The organism is Herbaspirillum sp. AP02, from assembly GCF_015767275.1.
GTDB lineage: Bacteria > Pseudomonadota > Gammaproteobacteria > Burkholderiales > Burkholderiaceae_D > Herbaspirillum.
On record NZ_JADWMY010000001.1, the window covers coordinates 115603 to 133477 of the forward strand.

Consider the following 17875-nt stretch of genomic DNA (forward strand, 5'->3'; position numbering starts at 1 on the left):
GTTAAGTCTCCTGTACCGGCGCGGCCATGGGAACGAGCGCGCAGCGACAAGGTACGCGACATCGCCAATGGTCCGAAGAAAGTCAAGCAAGCGTTTTTCCATATCGTTTGATGGCGGGTAAGAGAGACCGCCTCTTGCATCTGCTGTTCTTCAAGAAATCGATCACACCGGCGTGTGACACGCATAGCATTGCGTCAGAGGAGGAGCCACCGTTGCTCCTTCCAGACCAGGGCCGCCACGCCTGCGGCAATCAGGTAGGGACCGAAGGCCATGGGTTGGCCGGGGTCTCGGTGGCGCACTTTTATCTGCCACAAGCCGACCACCGCCGCGCCGGTGGACGCCAGCACGATGATGTGCAGCAGCGGTCCCCAGCCGAACCAGGCGCCGAGTGCGGCAAGCAGCTTGAAGTCGCCGTAGCCCATGCCCTCCTTGCCGGTGAAATGGAAGCAGATCCAGTAGATGCTCCACAGCGCAGCGTATCCGGCCACCACACCCCAGAAGGCCTCGCGCAGGGGCACGAAGGCGGCAAATGAATTGAAGAACAGCCCCAGCCAGAGCAATGGCTGGGTAAGACAGTCGGGCAAGAGCTGGTGATTGAGATCGATGAAGAAGAGGGCGATCAGCGTCCACAGCAGCAGCCATGTCCCCACGGTTTGCATCGTCGGGCCGAAGTGCGAGGCGGTGGCGACGGTCACCACCGCGCTGGCCACTTCGACCAGTGGATAGCGCACCGGAATGTGGGCCTTGCAGCCGGCGCAACGGCCGAGCAGGTAGAGGTAACTCAGGACCGGGATGTTTTCGGCAGGACGTACCGGCCGCTTGCAGGCCGGACAATGGGAGCCGGGCCAGGCCAGCGTCATGAATGATGACTGTGTCTCCGGCGCCTGTTCCGGGTCGGGCGACGCCTGTCTGTCGGTCGAGGCGTAAGCGGCCTTGAGCATCAAGGGCAGGCGGTAGATCACCACGTTCAGAAAGCTGCCGATACAAAGCCCGATCAGCAACGTCATGAAGAAGACGACGAGGGGATGGTCATAGGGCATGTCGGGCAAGATAAGCATGCGGTGTTCCTTGAAGGGGGATAGAGGGCCGCAGCGGCGCTGCTGCTACATGGATTGTTTCAGCAGATGGCGCAGGCGGCCGATGACCTGGGTGGCGTAGCGGGCGCGCTTGTCGGGACTGACGGCGTTGTAGGCGCCGATGGCTTCCCAGCTCACGCCCATGCGCTGGAAATTGGAGCCGAGTATCCAGGCACCGACATGGATGTTGGTGCAGGCATCAAGGAGGTCGGTTTCGCTGATGTGATGGCGCGCCAGAAATCCCAGCCAGCTGGAATTGATCTGCATGATGCCGATATCGCGCGTGCCGTTGGAATTGCGATGCAGAGCCCTGGGATTCATGCCCGACTCTTGCTGGGCAATGGCCTGCAAGATCAGCGGGGACACGCCGTAGCGCGTCCCCGCCTGCTCAAAGCACAGATCGGCCGCCCGCGCCGGGTTGGCGCACAGGGCGCCCGCCAGCGCGGCGGCCAGCACGACGTTGCCGGGCCGGCGCATTCAGCGTGCTTCCTCTGGCGCCGGGGGGCGCGCCTTGACCACCAGCGCGGCGCTGAGGAAGAACACCGGTGCCCCCAGTACCATCGACAGCATGATGGCACCGGGGTAGCTCAGCAGCCGGAAGTGGCCCAGCCCATAGGCCAGCAACAAGCTGGCCACGCACAGCAGGGACAGCGTGGCCGAGCGCACCTGGCCGATGCTGCGTCACCAGCCTGGCGCTGGTCAGGTCCTCGGGCTTGAAGACGTCGTATTGCGGCTGGCCCATTGCCGAGGGCGGCAGCGCACGCCCGAACTCGGCAAAGTTGCCATAGCTGCGGGTCCATGAGGCGTTGCACAGGGTGGGCGTACATTCCACCTTGCTCAGTCGCCAGCCCTTGATCTGCAGCGGGATCTGCTTCAGGCCGCCGACCATCCGCTGCAGGCTGGTCTGGCCGGTGCCGGTGACGGCCGCCAGGTCGCCGTCGATCTTTTTTTCGTAGACGATATTGGGATCGTTGGCGATGCGTGCCTGCTCGTCGGCGATTCTCTTGTCCCGCGCCAGCTTGTAGGTGATCGCCCCGAACACGGCCACGAAAAGCACCGCGGACACCGCCAGCACGGTGAGGATTTGCTTGATGTCGGGGATCTTCTTCAGGCGTACCTTGGCGTCGACTTCGTCCAGCACCAGTTCCCAGTCGATCTCTTCCACATTGCCCAGCAGATCGACCGCACCCAGTCGCCGCACGGTGGAGCCGTCGGCCAGTTGCAGGAAGGTATTGAGGCGCTCGGCCACCACGTCGGCGCTGCCGATGACGTCGAAGCCCGGCACCGGCTGAGGGCAGGCCCTTGAGACTGGAGATATTGATGAAGGTCTGCAGCAGTACCTGGTTGGAATCCAGAACCACCGGCAGGAAGGCCATGGACATGCCGGTGTTGATCTGCCCCGGCGTCAGGCTGGGCCCGGTCGTGGAAACGCTGCCCACCTGCGCGCCGCTGACCACCGCCGCCTGGGTCTGCTTCAGATACGCCTGCTGGTTCACCACCATCAACGGTACCGAGACCCGATTGGAGGTCACGGCCACCCCCGAATAGGTGGTCGAGACCCGGCCAAAGGTCTTGAGCAGCTTGATCAGCGCGGTATTGCCATTGCTGTTCTGGTAGCCGATGGTGAAGGGGCTGCCGGACTGGCTGGGCAAGAGCGCCGAGGGGGACGAGGAGGTGAAATTGTTGCGCACCACATTCCAGTCGATGCCGGCCGAGAATTCGTCGTTCAACTGCACCGACAGCACCTGGATTTCCAGGCTGACCTGGCGCATCAGCGACTTGTTGACCTGTTCGATGTAATTCTCCACCACCTTCATCGGCTCCACGGCATCGGTCACGGTGATCACGCCCGATTTGGCGTCGACCGAGAATTTGCCGCCGACGGAGACCAGCGAGCCCATGGTCTTTTCGATACCACCCCAGAAGTCGGATTCGAAATCCAGGCTGGCCGAACTGGCGCCACCGCCACCATTGCCACCGCCACCGCCGCTACCACCCCCACCGCCGTCGGTCGAGGCCGATAGCGAGGCGGTGTACTTGAAGGAGGTACTCAGGGTCTTGACGAAGAAGGTGCGGGTACTGACGCGATAGAAGAGGATGCGATCATCCTCGTACTTCCACTGCAGGCCGGCGCGCACGGCCACGTAATCCAGCAACCCTGCAAATGATCCGGCGTAGTTGAGCTCATAGGTGTTGCCATACGCCTGGTTGCTGAAGTTCAGGTCGCTCAAGCCCTTTTCGCCGAAGGCGCTTTTCTCGCCTGAGGCAGCCTGCGGGCCCGCGCCCGCGAGTGGCAACGCTACGGCTGCCAGCGCCGCACCTGCAGTCCCGCCGACGGTGAAGCGCGAGGCCGGCATCAGGGCGTCGGGCGTGAGCAGCATGGGTACGCCGGTCTCGCTGGCGATACGCTCGACGATGGTGGCCACGGAATGACGTCCCGGGAAGCGGAAGGCCACCTGACGCATCGCGTCCGGCAGCGCTGCCTCGCGCGACAGTGGCATGGAACGGGTGGCGATGATCAGCCGGTTGTCCTTGACCGCATAGGCTGGTCGCGGCTGGGCGGTGGTCAGTTCGGCGCGCGAGTTTTCAGTGCGCTGGACAACGTTGTCCAGCGCCTGATCGGCCTTCCACCAGGTGCTGCACGCGCTGCACAGCACGCTGGTGACCATGAGCAGGGGAATGGAACGGGCGTAACGGCGGCCTGGCAGCATACGCGGCGCTGCCGCCAAAGGGGATTGGTTCTGGAGAGCGATGATGTGTTCGATATTCATAAGTTGCCTTGATCGGCCTCAGCGGGCCTTACCTTCCAGATAGCGGCCGATGCGGATGATGCGCAGCTCGCTGTTGATGCGCGCCTGCACCGGGTAATCGGTGGTGGCCAGCGACTCCACCACGGCGCTGACGACCTGCTCGATACGGCCCGACAACTGCAGCTCGGTCTCGATGGGAAAATCGCGGGGGGCATCCCACACCAGCTGCCAGCCGGCCTCGCCGCCCCAGCGCTGCAGCATGCGGCGTACCGAGACATCGGCACGCCGCACCTGCCATTGCTGCACGCCCGGATCAGGCTGTTGGCCCATTGCGGACACGCCGATGCCGTCGGAAAGCTCGGGCGCAATCGTGGCGCCCTTGGGCAGCCAGGCGGAGGCACGCGGACGGGTGGCGGGGGCCTCCGCCATGGCGGCATCGTGTTCGTGCTCCAACTCTTGCATTTGCTGGGCATGGCCGGGGAGGCAGACTGCCATCAGGGCAAGGGGGCCTAGCCATCGGCGAGGAACGCTACGCAGGTACCCGGGGTGAGTAAGGTTAGACGTGACTTTTTTCATAAGTAGATGCTGCCCTTAGAGAGCATTGTTATTACCCGTGAGGAAGAGGTTGAAGTAAGGTCGATTGGTTTCGCATAGGAGAGTCAGGGCAGCAGGATTGAGCGGCGCGTATGCGTCGTTCTTGAGCAGATACACGTCGGGCAGCGACGTGCTCAGCAGGCGGGCCGGATCCAAGCTGACCGAGCCGAGCACGGGTGCGTCGATGCCTGCACCGGTAGTGGCCGCGCCGGCCAGGGCATGCCGCAGTCCGGCGGCATTGAGGTTGGTTTCCAGGTTTTGCACGATGTCCGGGCACAGGCGCATGGGCAGACCTGATACCTGCAATACCCAGTCGGTATTGCGTCCGGGGAATAACGGCCCCACGAACAGCCGCCCGCCCCAGGGGTTGTTGATCTGGGTATTGCTACCGACACCGGCTCCGACGTATTGCCGTGCCACGGCAGCGCCGTTGGTCAATGCGCTGTTGTCGATAGACGCGGAGCCGTTGTCGTTCACAAAGAAATTCTGCAGGGACACCATCGTCTGCTGCAAAAAGTAGGATGACGAGGACACTTGGGCTTGATCGAGCTGCTGGCGCAATACCGCCAGCGAGGCCACCACCAGAATGGCGGCAATGGCCATCGACACGGATAGTTCCACCAGGGTGAAACCACACTGGCGTAGCCCTTGCAAGGAGGCGTAACCGGATCGGCCATGGACGTGTCTGGCGCCGGGTCGTCGGGGTAGGGTGAAGAGGTTCATCGTAGTTTGGATTTCAGTAGCAGCAGGCCAAAGTTGTTGCCGGCGCCAGTGCATGCCAGCGCCAGCGCAGCGGGCGCGAGATCGTCCTGCGACAGGTTCTTGGCGATGCGCGGGGCGGCGCCCCCGAAACTTGGGCCAATGCTGACCGCAGGGACGCTGGCATCGAAGACGACACTACCGCTCCAGCCGATAGGGTTGTCCATCCCGTTGGGAAAGACGATGAGCGCATCGGCCATCGGCGCGGACTGGAACAACAGGTCGGCGCAGTACCTGGCCGGAATGGCGTTCAGGTACAGACCCCAGGCGGTGCCGCCGGTGAGCGGTGCCACGCCGAGGGCGCCGCCGAAGGGATGGGTCACGGTCACCCTGTCGGTGGCCCGCTGGTTGATGATGAACTGCTTGAAGGCGCCGAAGGATACTGCCTGTCGCAAGGACAGACCGCCATAGCTGGGCAACTGGGCATAGGTCTCGTTGACGCGCTTGATGGCGTCGGCATTCTCTGCAGAGAGTTCGTTGATTCTATGTTGATCAAGCAGCGATGTAGCGCCGGCAATGCTACCCAGCACGATCATGCCAGCCAGGGCCATCACCACGGAGAGTTCTACCAGCGTGTAGCCAGAGTTGTTTTTTCTCATGGGAATGTGGAAATTTCCTTTGATGCCGCTCTTTAATGCCGCTCCTCTGACAGGAGCGGCATCGAAAGGAAATTCCCGGTGCGTATTACTTCCAGTTAACCAGGCCGATGCTGACGGTGCTGTTGCCGGTGCCGCAGGCGCGATTGTCGGTCATCGCGGCGACGTCCAGTGCGCCGTTCGCCAGGTTTCCTTGAACTACCGCAGCGCCGCCTGTGTTGGCAGCGGGTGCTGCACCGCCCCTCGGAACCCCCTGCATGCCAGCGAGAGCCAATGTGCCGACGCCTGCAGCGGTAATGGAACGTACTCCAACTGTCGCCTCGGGTTGAACAAGAATGCCGCGTACGCCGGTCGCCGCGGCGGACGAGACAATGTCGGCACAGGAGGCCGCAGGAATGCCAGCGAAAGTGACAACGTAGCCAGTGTTGGTGGCCGGCCCGCTAAAGACCGTGGCGACATCCACGCTTGTGGTATAGCCAAAGCGGTTATTGGCGATACGATTGGGGGCCGTGCCGGCAATATCGAAGACGCCGTCAAAAGCGCCGAAGCCGACGGCAACATCGGTCCCCAGACCGACATAGTTGTTGGCCCTGGTATAAATCTTGTCGATCTGGGCCATCAAGCGGGGAATGCCGCTGACCACATCATTGGCCCGCGCCTGTCGCAGCACCACCTGCACCAGCGCGATGGCCGATACCAGCAGCACGCCGGCAATGGCCACGGCCACCGACAATTCGACAATGGTGAAGCCGCTTTGCGCATGCGGCAGGGGGCGTGCCTGGCGCACCGGGTGAGGGGAGTAAAGCATTTTTATATTCCTTGAAAGAGGGTTAGTGCCTGCTGAAAGAGGGGGGCGGCGCTAACTGATAATCGGATGAATCAATAGAGAAGGACGGATGCGCTCATGCATGCGCCATCCCGTTTCCATGCCACGGACCTGGCAGAACGACAAGGCATCGGGGCAGTTTCGCGGGCGCAATGGCCTTGCTCTTCTTTGTAGCGAGGTCGTTGTCGTGGGGTTGGCATTTATTTCAACGCGGGGCTATCTCCTTTCTCGTGGATCAAAACGCTTTGCCTGGATCGGCAAGACGAAACGACGGGAATAACTCAGTACCCGCATGAAGCCGGGCAGGCGGAATTGCAGGATGTCGTCCTTGACGGCCGCAAACAGGCTTTGCACCGAGGCCAGCGCATCGACGTCGATGGCGCTGGAGAGGTGGCCGATGAAGAAGTTCTCGGTCTGCGTCAGCAGGGAATAACTGACCGAGGTCGGCGACTGCGTGGAATAGACGATGCCGATGCCGAACTTGGCGCCTTCCTTGGCAAAGCGCGCGTAGATGTCGGTGGTGTTCTTGCCGGCCGCGTCGACCGGGAAGATCATGTGCGCTTCTTCGAAGTAGATCTGCACGAAGCGTCCGGCCAGGGTATTGGTGATGAATTTGCGTTCCTGCTGCTGGAACACGGCCGTGGAGATGATGCGCGAGAAGTAGCGCACGATGCGTTCATTGGCTGCACCCAGATCGATGATCACGGTCTTGCCGGTATCGATGGCGCGCAGGGTGTCATGCAGAAAGTCGCTGGCGCGGGCCGAGTGGAACTGCAGGCATTCGCGCAGGAAGTAAGGGCCCACGCCGTTGGTCTGGCAGAGCAGTTCCTGTACGACGCGATCTTCTTCGTCGAACAATTCGGTACGGCCCACGCGCAGGTTGGGGTCGTTCGAATATTTGAGGGCGAAGGCCGAGAGCACCCGCATTTCTTCGGTCATCTCGGTGAAGCTGGTGGGCATCGGCGGCGGCACCTTCGATTTGATCGCCTGCCAGGCTGCCAGGCGCAAGCCCTGGGTGAATCCCACATTGATCAGCCCACGTGTAGCGATTTCGGCACAGACTGCCTCGCCTGGTTCGAAGCCGGCATCCTGCAGCAGCGTCCAGAACAGGCAGAGCTTGCGGAAGGCCGCCGCACTGTCATCGGCGCGCCCGGTCTTCAGTGCCGACAGGGCCGGGAAGCGGATCATCAGGAAGTTGCGCACCTCGGGAATCTCCAGTACCGAAGGCGTGAGCAACTCGGAAAAGATCGTCAGGGCGCGTTCCGGGATGTCATGGAAGTTATAGCGCAGGAACTCGCCGTCGCCGCGAGGCTGGGTCGAGAGGAAGTACACCTGCACGCGTTCCGGGTAGGCTGATGCAATGGAGAAGTTGCCATCCTGGGGATTGTCGTTGGCGTATTCGCCATTGACGTCGAACACCAGCTGGCCGACGTGGCCGCTCTGACGGGTGGCATTGAGCACGCCCTGCATGAGTAGCTTGACGACGTTGGATTTGCCCAGCCGGGTCTTGCCGAACATGGCGGTACGCTTGCCGACCACTTCATTGACGCTCATGGTCACCGGTACCGTGTGCGTATGCTGGCCGATGTGTTCGCCCCAGCGCACATGGCCCAGTTCGAAGGTTTCGCCGGCGTCGCCCGACAGCGCCAGCAGGGCACGCAGGATGGCCTCCGGCAAGACATGGCATGCGCAGGAGGGCGACAGCATCAGGGCCGCATAGGCGGGTAATCCGGCGTGGTAGGACAGTTGCCCGGTAGCCTGGTCCAGCCGGCAGCTACCCATGACGCGGCAGTGCAACTCGCAGCTCGTGGTGTAGCCGTCACGTCGCGCCGTGACGTGCAGGAAACGCACCAGGATGAACTCTTGCGCGCCCTCGGTGGCCCAGTCGGGCGCGGCGATGGCGAGGAACTGCCCAGGGACGATGCCGGCATGGCGCAGCCGCTCGTAAGAGGAGCCTGCCCTGACGTGCAGGCCGTCCTGATATTCGATCAGACCCAGACTGTCTTCTTGCGAAAACAGTTGAACGCCTGCGATTGTCGAATTGCGATGGGCGCCACCGCTTGCGCGAGCCGGCCTTGCAGTCGATTTTTCATGGGAGACGGCCGTGGCTGGCGCACCCGGGCTGGTACCGGATGACGTCAATTGGGGGAGGGCGTCGGCGGCAGCGATATTCATGGTTTTTATTGAGTCGACTGCACGCGATGCTCCCGATATTCCCTTGTCGCAGCGCTGCACGTCATTGATCTGATGGCGGCACTTTATCTAGCAAAACTACATATCGGCTGACATTTGCTGACCGGAAATTCAAGCGCAAAGCCGCTTGGGCAGTGCTGTTCATGTCATCAAAAGAAATCTGCCGGCGGGCAAAACAGGCTTGGCCGGTTCCTCGTTTCCTACAAGCGAAAGTACGCCCGTCCTATGTCCTGCCTGGCAGGGCGGCCCTTATCATCGAGCGATCCGGCATGCCGTCCGGCAAGTCCGCTGGCGGCGCCATCCGCTCAAGGAGTTCGCATGACCAAGTTGCCCGCCGCCGATCTTCAGTTGCCCTTGTTCGTCTACAGCCAGCGCGAATCGCTGACCGAGAAGAGCGCCTGGATCGCCTTGCAGGAGCACCACCAATACAGTGCCCGCCATTTCCGGCTGGAACGCCTGTTCGCCGCCGATCTCAAGCGCGGCGACACCCTCACCGCCGAAGCGGCAGGTATCTACCTCGACTATTCCAAGAATCTGGTCACCTCGGAGACCATGACCCTGCTCATGCAGCTGGCACGCCAGTGCGGGCTGCAGGATCGCGTGGAGGCCATGTTCCGGGGTGATCGCATCAACGCCACCGAGCGGCGCGCGGTACTGCACACGGCCTTGCGCAAGCCTGCCGGCGAGAGGCTGGTGGTAGAAGGCGAGGATGTGGTTGCCCAGGTACAGGAAGTGCTGACCCGCATGGAGGCGTTTGCCGAGCAGGTGCGTGACGGTACGTGGACCGGCCATACCGGTCGTCCGATCCGCCATGTGGTCAACATCGGTATCGGTGGTTCTGACCTCGGTCCGATGATGGCGCATGAGGCATTGCGCCATTACAGCCAGCGCGAGCTGTCGCTGCACTTTCTCTCCGATGTCGACGCGGCGGCGGTGCTGGAAACGGTGCGCGCATTGCCGGCCGAAGAGACCCTGTTCATCGTCTGTTCCAAGACCTTCACCACGCTGGAAACCATCACCAATGCCCAGGCAGCCCGCCAATGGCTGGTTCAGCAACTGGGTGATGAGTCTGCGGTGGCGCGCCACTTCGTGGGGGTGACCACCCATATCGACGAGGCCAGCCGCTTCGGCATCGATGAACGCAACATGTTTGGCTTCTGGGACTGGGTCGGGGGGCGCTATTCGATGAGCAGCGCCATCGGTCTGTCGACCATGATCGCGATCGGGCCACGTCATTTCCGCGACATGCTGGCCGGCATGCACGCCATGGATGAACATTTCCGCACCGCGCCGCTGGAGCAGAATCTGCCTGTCATCCTGGGCATGCTGACGATCTGGTACGGCAATTTCTTCGAGGCCCGCAGTCAGGCCGTGCTGCCGTATAGCCAGTCTCTGAGGCGCTTGCCGGCCTACCTGCAGCAATTGACCATGGAGAGCAATGGCAAGCAGGTGACGCTGCACGGCGAGCCAGTGGATTACCAGACCTCGCCGGTGTATTGGGGTGACAACGGCATCAATGGCCAGCACTCGTTCTATCAGATGCTGCACCAGGGAACGCAGGTGGTGCCTTGCGATTTCATCGGCTTTTGCCGACCGTCGCAGGCGCTGGGTCAGCAGCAGGAACTGCTGATGGCCAACATGTTCGCGCAGGCCGAGGCCCTGGCCTTCGGCAAGAGCGTGCAGCGCGTGCGTGAAGAAGGGACGCCGGAAGATCTGGTGCCGCATCGGGTCTTCCCCGGCAACCGGCCGAGCAACAGCATGCTGCTCGATCAACTGACGCCGTATAGCCTGGGGACCCTGATTGCACTTTACGAACACAGCGTCTTCACCCAGGGCGTGATCTGGAATATCGATTCCTTCGATCAATGGGGCGTGGAGCTGGGCAAGCAATTGGCCAAGCGCACCGCGCGCGAACTGATCGACCATGACGAGCCGCTGCACCATGACAGCTCGACCAATGCCCTGATCCGGCGCTATCGCGCCAGGCAGGGTGGTGGCACCTGCTGACGCAGCGCAAAGACAGGATCAGAACCCGGCCCGACAGCGTGCTGTCGGGCCTTTTTGTTTATCTGAGGGGACACCGTGCAAGCGCGACCAAGCACGCGGCCTTTGAGAGTTGATGAGTTTATGACTTTATAAGTCTATAATTGGGCGTAATAATTGATTACCAGAAATCCAGCGGGCAGGCGTACTACAAAATAATAAAGAACGCCAAGAGGGGGCGCGGCTTATCCGAGGCAGCGGCGCCGTAAGAATGATCATGAAGCGGACGAACGCACATGAGATTATTGACCAAGGGCTTGTTGATCGTTGCCATTCCCAGCCTGTTTGAACTTGTGCTGCTGGGAGCGCTGTTCAAATCACAGGCCGACGCCGAGCAGGCCGAGGGTTGGGCAGCGCATTCGGCGCAGGTGATCAACCAGGCCGCCGAAGTGCGCCAGCCGATGCTGCTGGAATCGGCCCGCATCCGCAATGCCATCCTCCTCAACCAGTCCGAGCCGATCAGCCGGCCCGAGATGTGGGCCGATCTTGAGGTCAAGGCCGGCGAGCTGGTCCGGCTGGTCGCCGACAATCCGCAACAAAGTACTGCCGTTCGGGCGCTGCACGATAGCATCGCCCGTTACCGCAACTGGGCCGACAGCGCCCGTGAGCGTATGCAGCGCGGGCAGCGCGAGGCGTTGATCCGCGAACTCCGTGACGAAGAGGGACCGCACCGGCTCTCCGATTTCCTCAACCGGCTGGATGGCTTCGTCGAGCAGGAACGCCGCCTGGGCCAGCAGCGTACGACCCTACTGCAATCGGCGCGCCGTTCGCAGACCGGTTTGCTGATTGCGGCGGTACTGGGTTCCATCCTGACGGCGGGGCTGGCGTCGCTGGCCTTTACGCGCAATATCGGCAGCCGGATTTCCGTGTTGATCAACAATGCCCAGCGCCTGGCCGATGGCCAGCCGCTGGCGGCGCGGGTGGGTGGCGATGACGAGATATGCCAGCTCGATGACGCCCTGCACCGTAGCAGCGAGCGCCTCACCGAGGCCTCGCTCCAGGCCCAGGGGTACCGCGCCGAACTGGAGCAGCGTGCGCGTGAGCTGGCCGATGTCAATGCCGACCTGCGCCAGCAGACCCAGGACAATGAAATGTTCATCTATAGCGTGTCGCACGACTTGCGATCGCCCCTGGTGAACCTGCAGGGATTCAGCAAGGAAATCACCCACGCCACCCGCGATCTGCTGGCCGATGTTGAGCAACTGGCCCTGCCGGAGGCGGACAAGCAGCGCCTGCGGGCGCTGGTGGAGGACGACATCCATACGTCGTTGCGTTTCATCCAGAACGCGGTGACGCGCTCGGCCGGCATCATCGACGCCATGTTGCGCCTGTCCCGCGCCGGGCGGGTCGAGTACCAGCCGGTGATGCTGGACGTGCACGCCATCGTGCAACGCATCGTTGCGGCCATGAGCAGCAGTATCCGCGCCAAGGGTGCGCTGGTGGAGATCGCGGCGGACCTGCCGCCGGCCTTCGGGGACCCGACCTCGGTGGAACAGGTGCTGGGCAACCTGGTGGGCAACGCGGTCAACTACCTCGACCCATCGCGCCAGGGGCATATCACGATCGACCACGTGCGCCAGGCGGACAATATCGCGGCTGCGCCCAGCCTGGTGACCTATTGCGTGCGCGACAACGGCCTGGGCATCGCGCCGGCCTATCTGGACAAGATGTTCATCGCCTTCCAGCGACTGCATGGCAACGCCGCCCCAGGCGAAGGCATCGGCCTGGCCTTGGTCAAGCGCGTGGTGGAGCGCCATGGCGGGCGCATCTGGGTGGAGTCGGTGGAGGGGCAGGGCAGTTGCTTTTACGTGGCCCTGCCGGCGCGTCCGCCGGTAGCGGCCTGAGCGCCATGGCAGGCTGGATGGCTGACATCACAGGGAGACTTGCATGAGCATAGAACAGAGCGCCAATATCCTCTTGGTCGAAGATGACGATGGCCACGCGCTCCTGGTCGAGAAGAACCTGCGGCGCGCCGGTCTGGTCAACGGTTTTACGCGCCTGCGCGACGGCCAGGAGGCGCTGGATTATTTCTTCGGCGACGAATCGGTGCGGGATGAGTTGCAACAACTGGTGGTGCTGCTGGACGTGAACATGCCGCGTGTGAATGGAGTGGAGGTGCTGCGGCGGATGAAACAGGAGGCCTCCACAGCCGCCATTCCGGTCATCATGCTCACCACCACCGACGATCCACGCGAGATCGCCCACTGCTACGAGACCGGCTGCAATGTCTACATTACCAAGCCTGTGGAATATGACGACTTCATCGAGGCGGTGCGCCGGCTAGGCTTCTTCCTGCAGGTGGTCAAGCTGCCTGCGGCCGGGGCGGTGGGGGGGAGCAGCACGGGCCGCAGGGAGAGCGAGTCACGATGAGCGCCATTGCCGCCCACGTACTGGTGCTGGAGGACGATGACGGGCTGCTGGCACTGGCCACCCGGGTACTGCGCAAGCAGGGTCATCGCGTCACCGCCGTGGCCGATGCGGTCGCGGCGCTGGCGGCGGTCCGCGATGAACAGCCGGACCTGCTCATCGTCGACTACAACCTCCAGGCTCTCGATACGGGGCTGGATTTCTTCCGCCAGTTGCGTGCTTCCGGCGTGGACATCCCGGCCATCATGGTGTCGGGCGTGTCCGACGAGCCTCGCATCATCGAGGCGCTGCGGGCGGGCGTGGCCGATATACTGCCCAAGACCAGCGACTATCTCGATTATCTGCCCGCAGCGGTGCAACGTCTGCTCAACCAGCAGGCGCTGCAGCGCCTGGCCGAGGCGCAGCGCATGGCCGGCGTGCGGGAGGAACTGGTGACCACGCTGTCGCAGGAACTACGCACGCCCTTGAATGCCATCATCGGCTGGGCACAGTATCTGCTGCGCGATGCCTCGGACCCCGAACAGCTCCAGAAGGGGCTGCTGGTCATCGAACGCAATGCACGTCTGCAGGCGCAACGGGTGGAGCAACTGCTGGAGTTCAGTCGCATCATGTCCGGCAAGCTGCACATGGACATGCAGTGGGTGGACATGGCCAGCGTGGTCGGGCAGGCGATCGCCTCGGTCCAGGCGGCGGCCGATGCCAAGCAGATCCATCTTCATTCGGTACTGGATTCGCCGGCGCCCATCCGGGGCGACGCGGCACGTTTGCAGCAGGTGGTGTGGAACCTGCTGATGAATGCCATCCGGTTCACGCCGCGTCAGGGGCGGGTGCAGGCGACCCTGCGTCAACCGGGCGCCGCGCTGGAGCTGGAGGTGGCTGATAACGGTCCGGGCATCCCGCCGCAATTGCTGGCCAGCGTGTTCGAACGCTTTCGGCGCGATCCAGCCAGCCAGGCCCACGCCAACCTGCTTGGCGATGTCTCTGCCGAGGCCTCTGCCGCGAGCGATGGCACTGCGCCTGCGCCAGAACCGGGGGCAGGGACGGGGTTGGGGTTGGGGCTGGCGATCACCCGTCAACTGGTGGAGTTGCACGGTGGGCGTGTGCACGCGGAAAGCCCCGGCCCAGGTCTGGGCGCCCGTTTCTTCGTGACACTGCCGCTGACCGCAGGGGGCTGATGGCGCGATGCATCGCCGGCCATCGGTCTGAACGGGGTATTGCCGCGTTCAGCTTGCCGGGACCGGGATGGCGACGGTGAAGGTGATGATGTTGTTGTCGCAGTCCACCGTGATCTTGCCGGTGTGGCCGCTGACGATCTCGCTGACGATGTACAGGCCCAGGCCCAGGCCCAGGCCACGCGCATTGCGATGGTTGCCCATCGATTCCTTCTTGTACGGCTTGAAAAGATTCTCGCGCACCGCGGGCGGGATCGCTGCGCCATGATTGGACACCGACAAGGTCAGCATGTCATCGCGCCGGAACACGATCAGGGTGGACGGCTTGCCGATTTCACCATGGTGCCGCGTATTGGACAGCAGGTTGGAGATGACCTGGCTGATGCGGTCGCCGTCGAGCGCGATCTCGCCGCAGTCTTCGGCCTCCAGGAGGATCTCGTTGTCGGGATAGGCCATGCGGGCCTCGTTGACGATCTCCGTGACCATCTTGCACACGTCCAGTGGCCGGCGCTGGATGTCCAGGCCCATGCCGCTTTGCAGGCGGCTGATATCGAGCACCTGCGAAATCAGGCGATGCATGCGGCTCGATGACGACGAGATACGCTTGCTCAGATTGGAGCTGGAGGGCGAGTGCTCGCGCACCTCGATCATGCGGGCGGCCATCATGATGGCCTGCAGCGGATCGCGCAGGTCATGGCCCAGCGTGGCCAGCAGGGTCTCGCGGGCGCGCTTGACCATGTTTTCGTTGGAGAGGGCCACTTCCTGGAAATCCAGGCGCAACTGGCTGGCCACTTCCAGTTCGGTCTTGATCCACGGCAGGCTCTTGCCGCGCACGGTTTCCTTCCAGACGGCGAAGGAGCCACGCGGCGTGAGCCGGGGACCCAGCGGACCGATGCTGTATTTCTTTTCGGGGTTGCCGCCCCAGCGCACGTCTTCTACCTGTTCGCTGCGGAACCAGAAGGCATAGCCATCCTGTTCGCGGTAGAACCGCACCGCCAGCACGCCGCAGATGTCGCCCAGCACTGCCTTCAGCGCCGGTGCGTCTGCCCCCAGTGCACTGGTGTAGAACAGGTCGCCAGGTGCGTTTTCGTTGAGCCAGTTGATCAGCGTATTGACGGCTTCACGCGAGGGCGCCTTGCCGAACACCTGGGTCTTGCGGTCCATTGAGATGGCACCGCCATGGCTGTTCATCAGGCGCTGGAAGCTCTCATGTTCACTGGCCAGGGCCAGCACGATATCTTCGCGGTCGGTGATGCTGGCGACGATCTGGCGGCGCAGGGCGGTGCTGTATTCCAGCGCGCGGGCGCGTTCGCCATTGAGATTGCGTTCCACCAGGGCACTGACGAACTGCGCCAGCAACTGGCAGGACATGCGCACCGAGTGCGGGACCAGGTGGGCGCGCATGTGGTGGCAGGCGATCAGGCCCCACAGGCGGTCGCCGATGACGATGGACAGGCTCATGGACGCGCCCACGCCCATGTTGCTCAGGTATTCGATATGGACTGGCGAAACGCTGCGCAGCATGCTGTGACTGAGGTCCAGCGGGCGGCCGGTCAGCGCATTGAGGTCCGGCTCCAGTGCCACCGTGGGCGCGCCGACATCGGCGATCAGGCGGATCGGATTGATGACGTACAGGCGGCGTGCCTGCGCGGGGATGTCGCTGGCCGGGTAGCGCTGGCCGAGGAAGGGTTCCAGATCGTCGCGCTTGTGCTCGGCGATGACTTCGCCACTGTCGTCATGCAGGAAACGGTAGGCCATCACGCGGTCGAATCCGGTGATGCGGGCGATCTCGTCCACGGCCAGGGTCAGCAGGTCTTCCACGCCTTGCTGGCGCTGGATGCGCTGGATGGCCTGGTGCGCGGCCAGGGCGAAACCGTCCAGCGAGAGGGCATCGGCCGGACGTTTTTCGAATTCGGCGATCAGCACGCCATCGGATTTGTGCGTCACCAGATCGAAGGCGCCCGAGGCCAGCGAGACCATGCGCGAATCGACATAACCGTGCTTGTCCTCCAGCGCACTCTGGATCACTGCGCGGGCGCTGGCATCCAGATGCTGCGGGCCCATCGATGCGCCGATCTCGGGCAGCGCGCCCAGCAACGCCTCCGCATTGGCACTGCGCGAGACCAGTCGGCCGTCGGAAGTGAAACACAGCAGGGCGCCGTGGCTCTGGATGGAGCCGGGGATATGGATCGGTTCCCGGTCGCAGTTGCTCAGGTCGACGGATCGCCGACGGTTTTCGTGGTATGGATTGCTCATGTACTGCTTTCCCGATGCCTGTGGAACACGGCGTCGAATTGCGATCGCGGACATCTGGAGACGAACGCAAGTTGGAGGCGGCCCAAAGTGGCAACGTAGCGTGCATGCAGCGCTTCCGACAGACAACGTCAAAGCGGGTATGCAGCGTGGCGATACGGCCTTTGTTTTCGGGAAATGCCAATTATAGGCGTGGTCCTGCAGTTATAGCACGCCGCATATGCATTTTGTGGCGGACTTGCCGCTGCGCGGGCGGACCCGGCTGTAACACTGCGATCCGTCGTGTCTCGTTCGGCCGGTGGACTTCCGCTTTGTCCTACAAGGCAATCGGGTGCAGTCCGATAGAACTCATCCGTGCGCGCTCTTAAGATCATCAAAACTCGCAGAAACAACGTGGCAAACCGGCGCCCGCGCGCAGGAAGATGCCATATGGGAAAAGAATTCCCGGTGCAGTGCTGAGACTTCGTGAGGATGCGTCAAATCGCATGGGGGAGAGCCGTCAGGGACTTCCAGTTTTGCGTGACATGGCTACAATGAAGTCGTCGATAGTGTGCTGAGCCGGGGTACACCAGGGAGTGAACCAGTATGCGGTCGATGACATACCGGGAAGAAATCGAACGCCGTATCGGTCGGGCGAAGCAGCCGGCAACACCGCGCAAGCACGCCTGCTTGCCGGCACCTGCCGGGATTGATGCGGACAATGGCAAGCTTACGTTGCAACCAGCCCGGCGCAGCCAGCATGCGTCGGATCTTTGAGCAGGGTAGCCTCATGGACAAGTCTGATTCCACCCATCCTTACGATCCTCTGATCGCCATCCAGCAAGGCGACTGGACCGCTTACCGCAACCATATCTCGACCCAGGGAAGTCCTGGTGGGGAAGGCGAGGACGAACGGCTGAGCGCCTTTGTCGAGCCTGTCCCTCATCAGGATACGGCCGGCGAGCCGCTGCACGGCGAGGAAGATATCCTGGCCTACCGTCGGCGCTGCGCCCGTGCCTACATTGGCATGAACGGCCGCCTGGGCGGTCGCGCATACCGGCCTAACGAACCGGTGATCCTGACCCACGAAGCGGTCCAGGAGCTGGCCGAGCTCAATCGCCTGTTGCGCGAGGAGCGGGCCCTCAAAAAGAAGGCCGGTTGACGCTCTCCGTGGCCGTCCTGGCCATCCATGTAGGTGCCCGTCGCGACTTTATGTAGGAAAACAGGAGGTCGCCGCAAGTGCCCGCTGCACGCCGCTTTGCGTGGC

Annotated in this window: 15 protein-coding genes and 1 pseudogene; 7 read left to right on the plus strand and 9 right to left on the minus strand. The window is 62.8% G+C overall.

All coding sequences use genetic code 11. The annotated features are described in order from the left end of the window. Positions 1-194: 194 nt before the first annotated feature. From I5R65_RS00490 to I5R65_RS24440, 3 genes and pseudogenes are all read right to left on the minus strand, one after another. On the minus strand, positions 195-1058 hold the full coding sequence (locus tag I5R65_RS00490) for an A24 family peptidase (protein WP_180670942.1): 864 nt from the start codon (positions 1056-1058) through the stop codon (positions 195-197). Positions 1059-1103: 45 nt separating this feature from the next. Further along, positions 1104-1553, minus strand: a complete 450-nt coding sequence (locus I5R65_RS00495) for a lytic transglycosylase domain-containing protein (RefSeq protein WP_231395015.1) — start codon at positions 1551-1553, stop codon at positions 1104-1106. A gap of 358 nt (positions 1554-1911) precedes the next feature. Further along, positions 1912-2361, minus strand: a pseudogene (locus I5R65_RS24440) (hypothetical protein); the annotation flags it as partial. Positions 2362-2420: 59 nt separating this feature from the next. On the opposite strand from I5R65_RS24440, the gene I5R65_RS24445 reads away from it, so the two are divergent. Together I5R65_RS24445 and I5R65_RS24450 are read left to right on the plus strand one after the other, a co-directional pair. Continuing rightward, positions 2421-2624: a hypothetical protein gene (locus tag I5R65_RS24445; protein WP_196871803.1), complete on the plus strand. Its 204-nt coding sequence runs from the start codon at positions 2421-2423 to the stop codon at positions 2622-2624. A gap of 72 nt (positions 2625-2696) precedes the next feature. Beyond that, positions 2697-2876, plus strand: coding sequence for a hypothetical protein (locus I5R65_RS24450; RefSeq protein WP_180670945.1), 180 nt, complete (start codon positions 2697-2699; stop codon positions 2874-2876). Between the two features lie 989 nt (positions 2877-3865). On the opposite strand, the gene I5R65_RS00515 is transcribed toward I5R65_RS24450, so the two are convergent. The 5 genes from I5R65_RS00515 to I5R65_RS00535 form a co-directional block, all read right to left on the minus strand. Next, positions 3866-4288 carry a toxin co-regulated pilus biosynthesis Q family protein gene (locus I5R65_RS00515; protein ID WP_180670946.1) on the minus strand — a complete coding sequence of 141 codons (423 nt, stop codon included), beginning with the start codon at positions 4286-4288 and terminating at the stop codon, positions 3866-3868. A gap of 129 nt (positions 4289-4417) precedes the next feature. Continuing rightward, positions 4418-5197, minus strand: a complete 780-nt coding sequence (locus tag I5R65_RS00520) for a type II secretion system protein (protein WP_370461014.1) — start codon at positions 5195-5197, stop codon at positions 4418-4420. Beyond that, a complete protein-coding gene (locus I5R65_RS00525; RefSeq protein ID WP_180670948.1) occupies positions 5140-5778 on the minus strand; it encodes a type II secretion system protein in 639 nt (212 codons plus the stop codon). Before I5R65_RS00525 ends, I5R65_RS00520 begins: the two co-directional genes overlap by 58 nt. Positions 5779-5863: 85 nt before the next feature. Continuing rightward, positions 5864-6583 (minus strand): type II secretion system protein, encoded by a 720-nt coding sequence (locus tag I5R65_RS00530; RefSeq protein WP_180670949.1) that lies wholly within the window; start codon positions 6581-6583, stop codon positions 5864-5866. Between the two features lie 234 nt (positions 6584-6817). After that, entirely contained in the window at positions 6818-8776 is a 1959-nt protein-coding gene (locus I5R65_RS00535; protein ID WP_231395017.1) for an ATP-binding protein, read from the minus strand. 336 nt (positions 8777-9112) lie between these two features. On the opposite strand from I5R65_RS00535, the gene pgi reads away from it, so the two are divergent. From pgi to I5R65_RS00555, 4 genes are all read left to right on the plus strand, one after another. Further along, complete coding sequence (gene pgi / locus I5R65_RS00540) at positions 9113-10801, plus strand: glucose-6-phosphate isomerase (protein ID WP_180670950.1); 1689 nt, start codon at positions 9113-9115, stop codon at positions 10799-10801. Positions 10802-11073: 272 nt separating this feature from the next. After that, positions 11074-12681 (plus strand): ATP-binding protein, encoded by a 1608-nt coding sequence (locus tag I5R65_RS00545; RefSeq protein ID WP_180670951.1) that lies wholly within the window; start codon positions 11074-11076, stop codon positions 12679-12681. Positions 12682-12724: 43 nt separating this feature from the next. Further along, on the plus strand, positions 12725-13207 hold the full coding sequence (locus I5R65_RS00550) for a response regulator (RefSeq protein ID WP_180670952.1): 483 nt from the start codon (positions 12725-12727) through the stop codon (positions 13205-13207). Then, positions 13204-14379: a hybrid sensor histidine kinase/response regulator gene (locus I5R65_RS00555; protein ID WP_196871805.1), complete on the plus strand. Its 1176-nt coding sequence runs from the start codon at positions 13204-13206 to the stop codon at positions 14377-14379. The genes I5R65_RS00550 and I5R65_RS00555 overlap by 4 nt, the downstream gene beginning before the upstream one ends. Positions 14380-14427: 48 nt before the next feature. Here the strand turns inward: I5R65_RS00555 and I5R65_RS00560 are convergent, their stop codons facing one another. After that, positions 14428-16632 carry a GAF domain-containing protein gene (locus I5R65_RS00560; protein ID WP_196871806.1) on the minus strand — a complete coding sequence of 735 codons (2205 nt, stop codon included), beginning with the start codon at positions 16630-16632 and terminating at the stop codon, positions 14428-14430. A gap of 766 nt (positions 16633-17398) precedes the next feature. Here I5R65_RS00560 and I5R65_RS00565 point away from each other — a divergent pair. Then, positions 17399-17770: a hypothetical protein gene (locus I5R65_RS00565; protein WP_196871807.1), complete on the plus strand. Its 372-nt coding sequence runs from the start codon at positions 17399-17401 to the stop codon at positions 17768-17770. Positions 17771-17875: the final 105 nt, after the last annotated feature.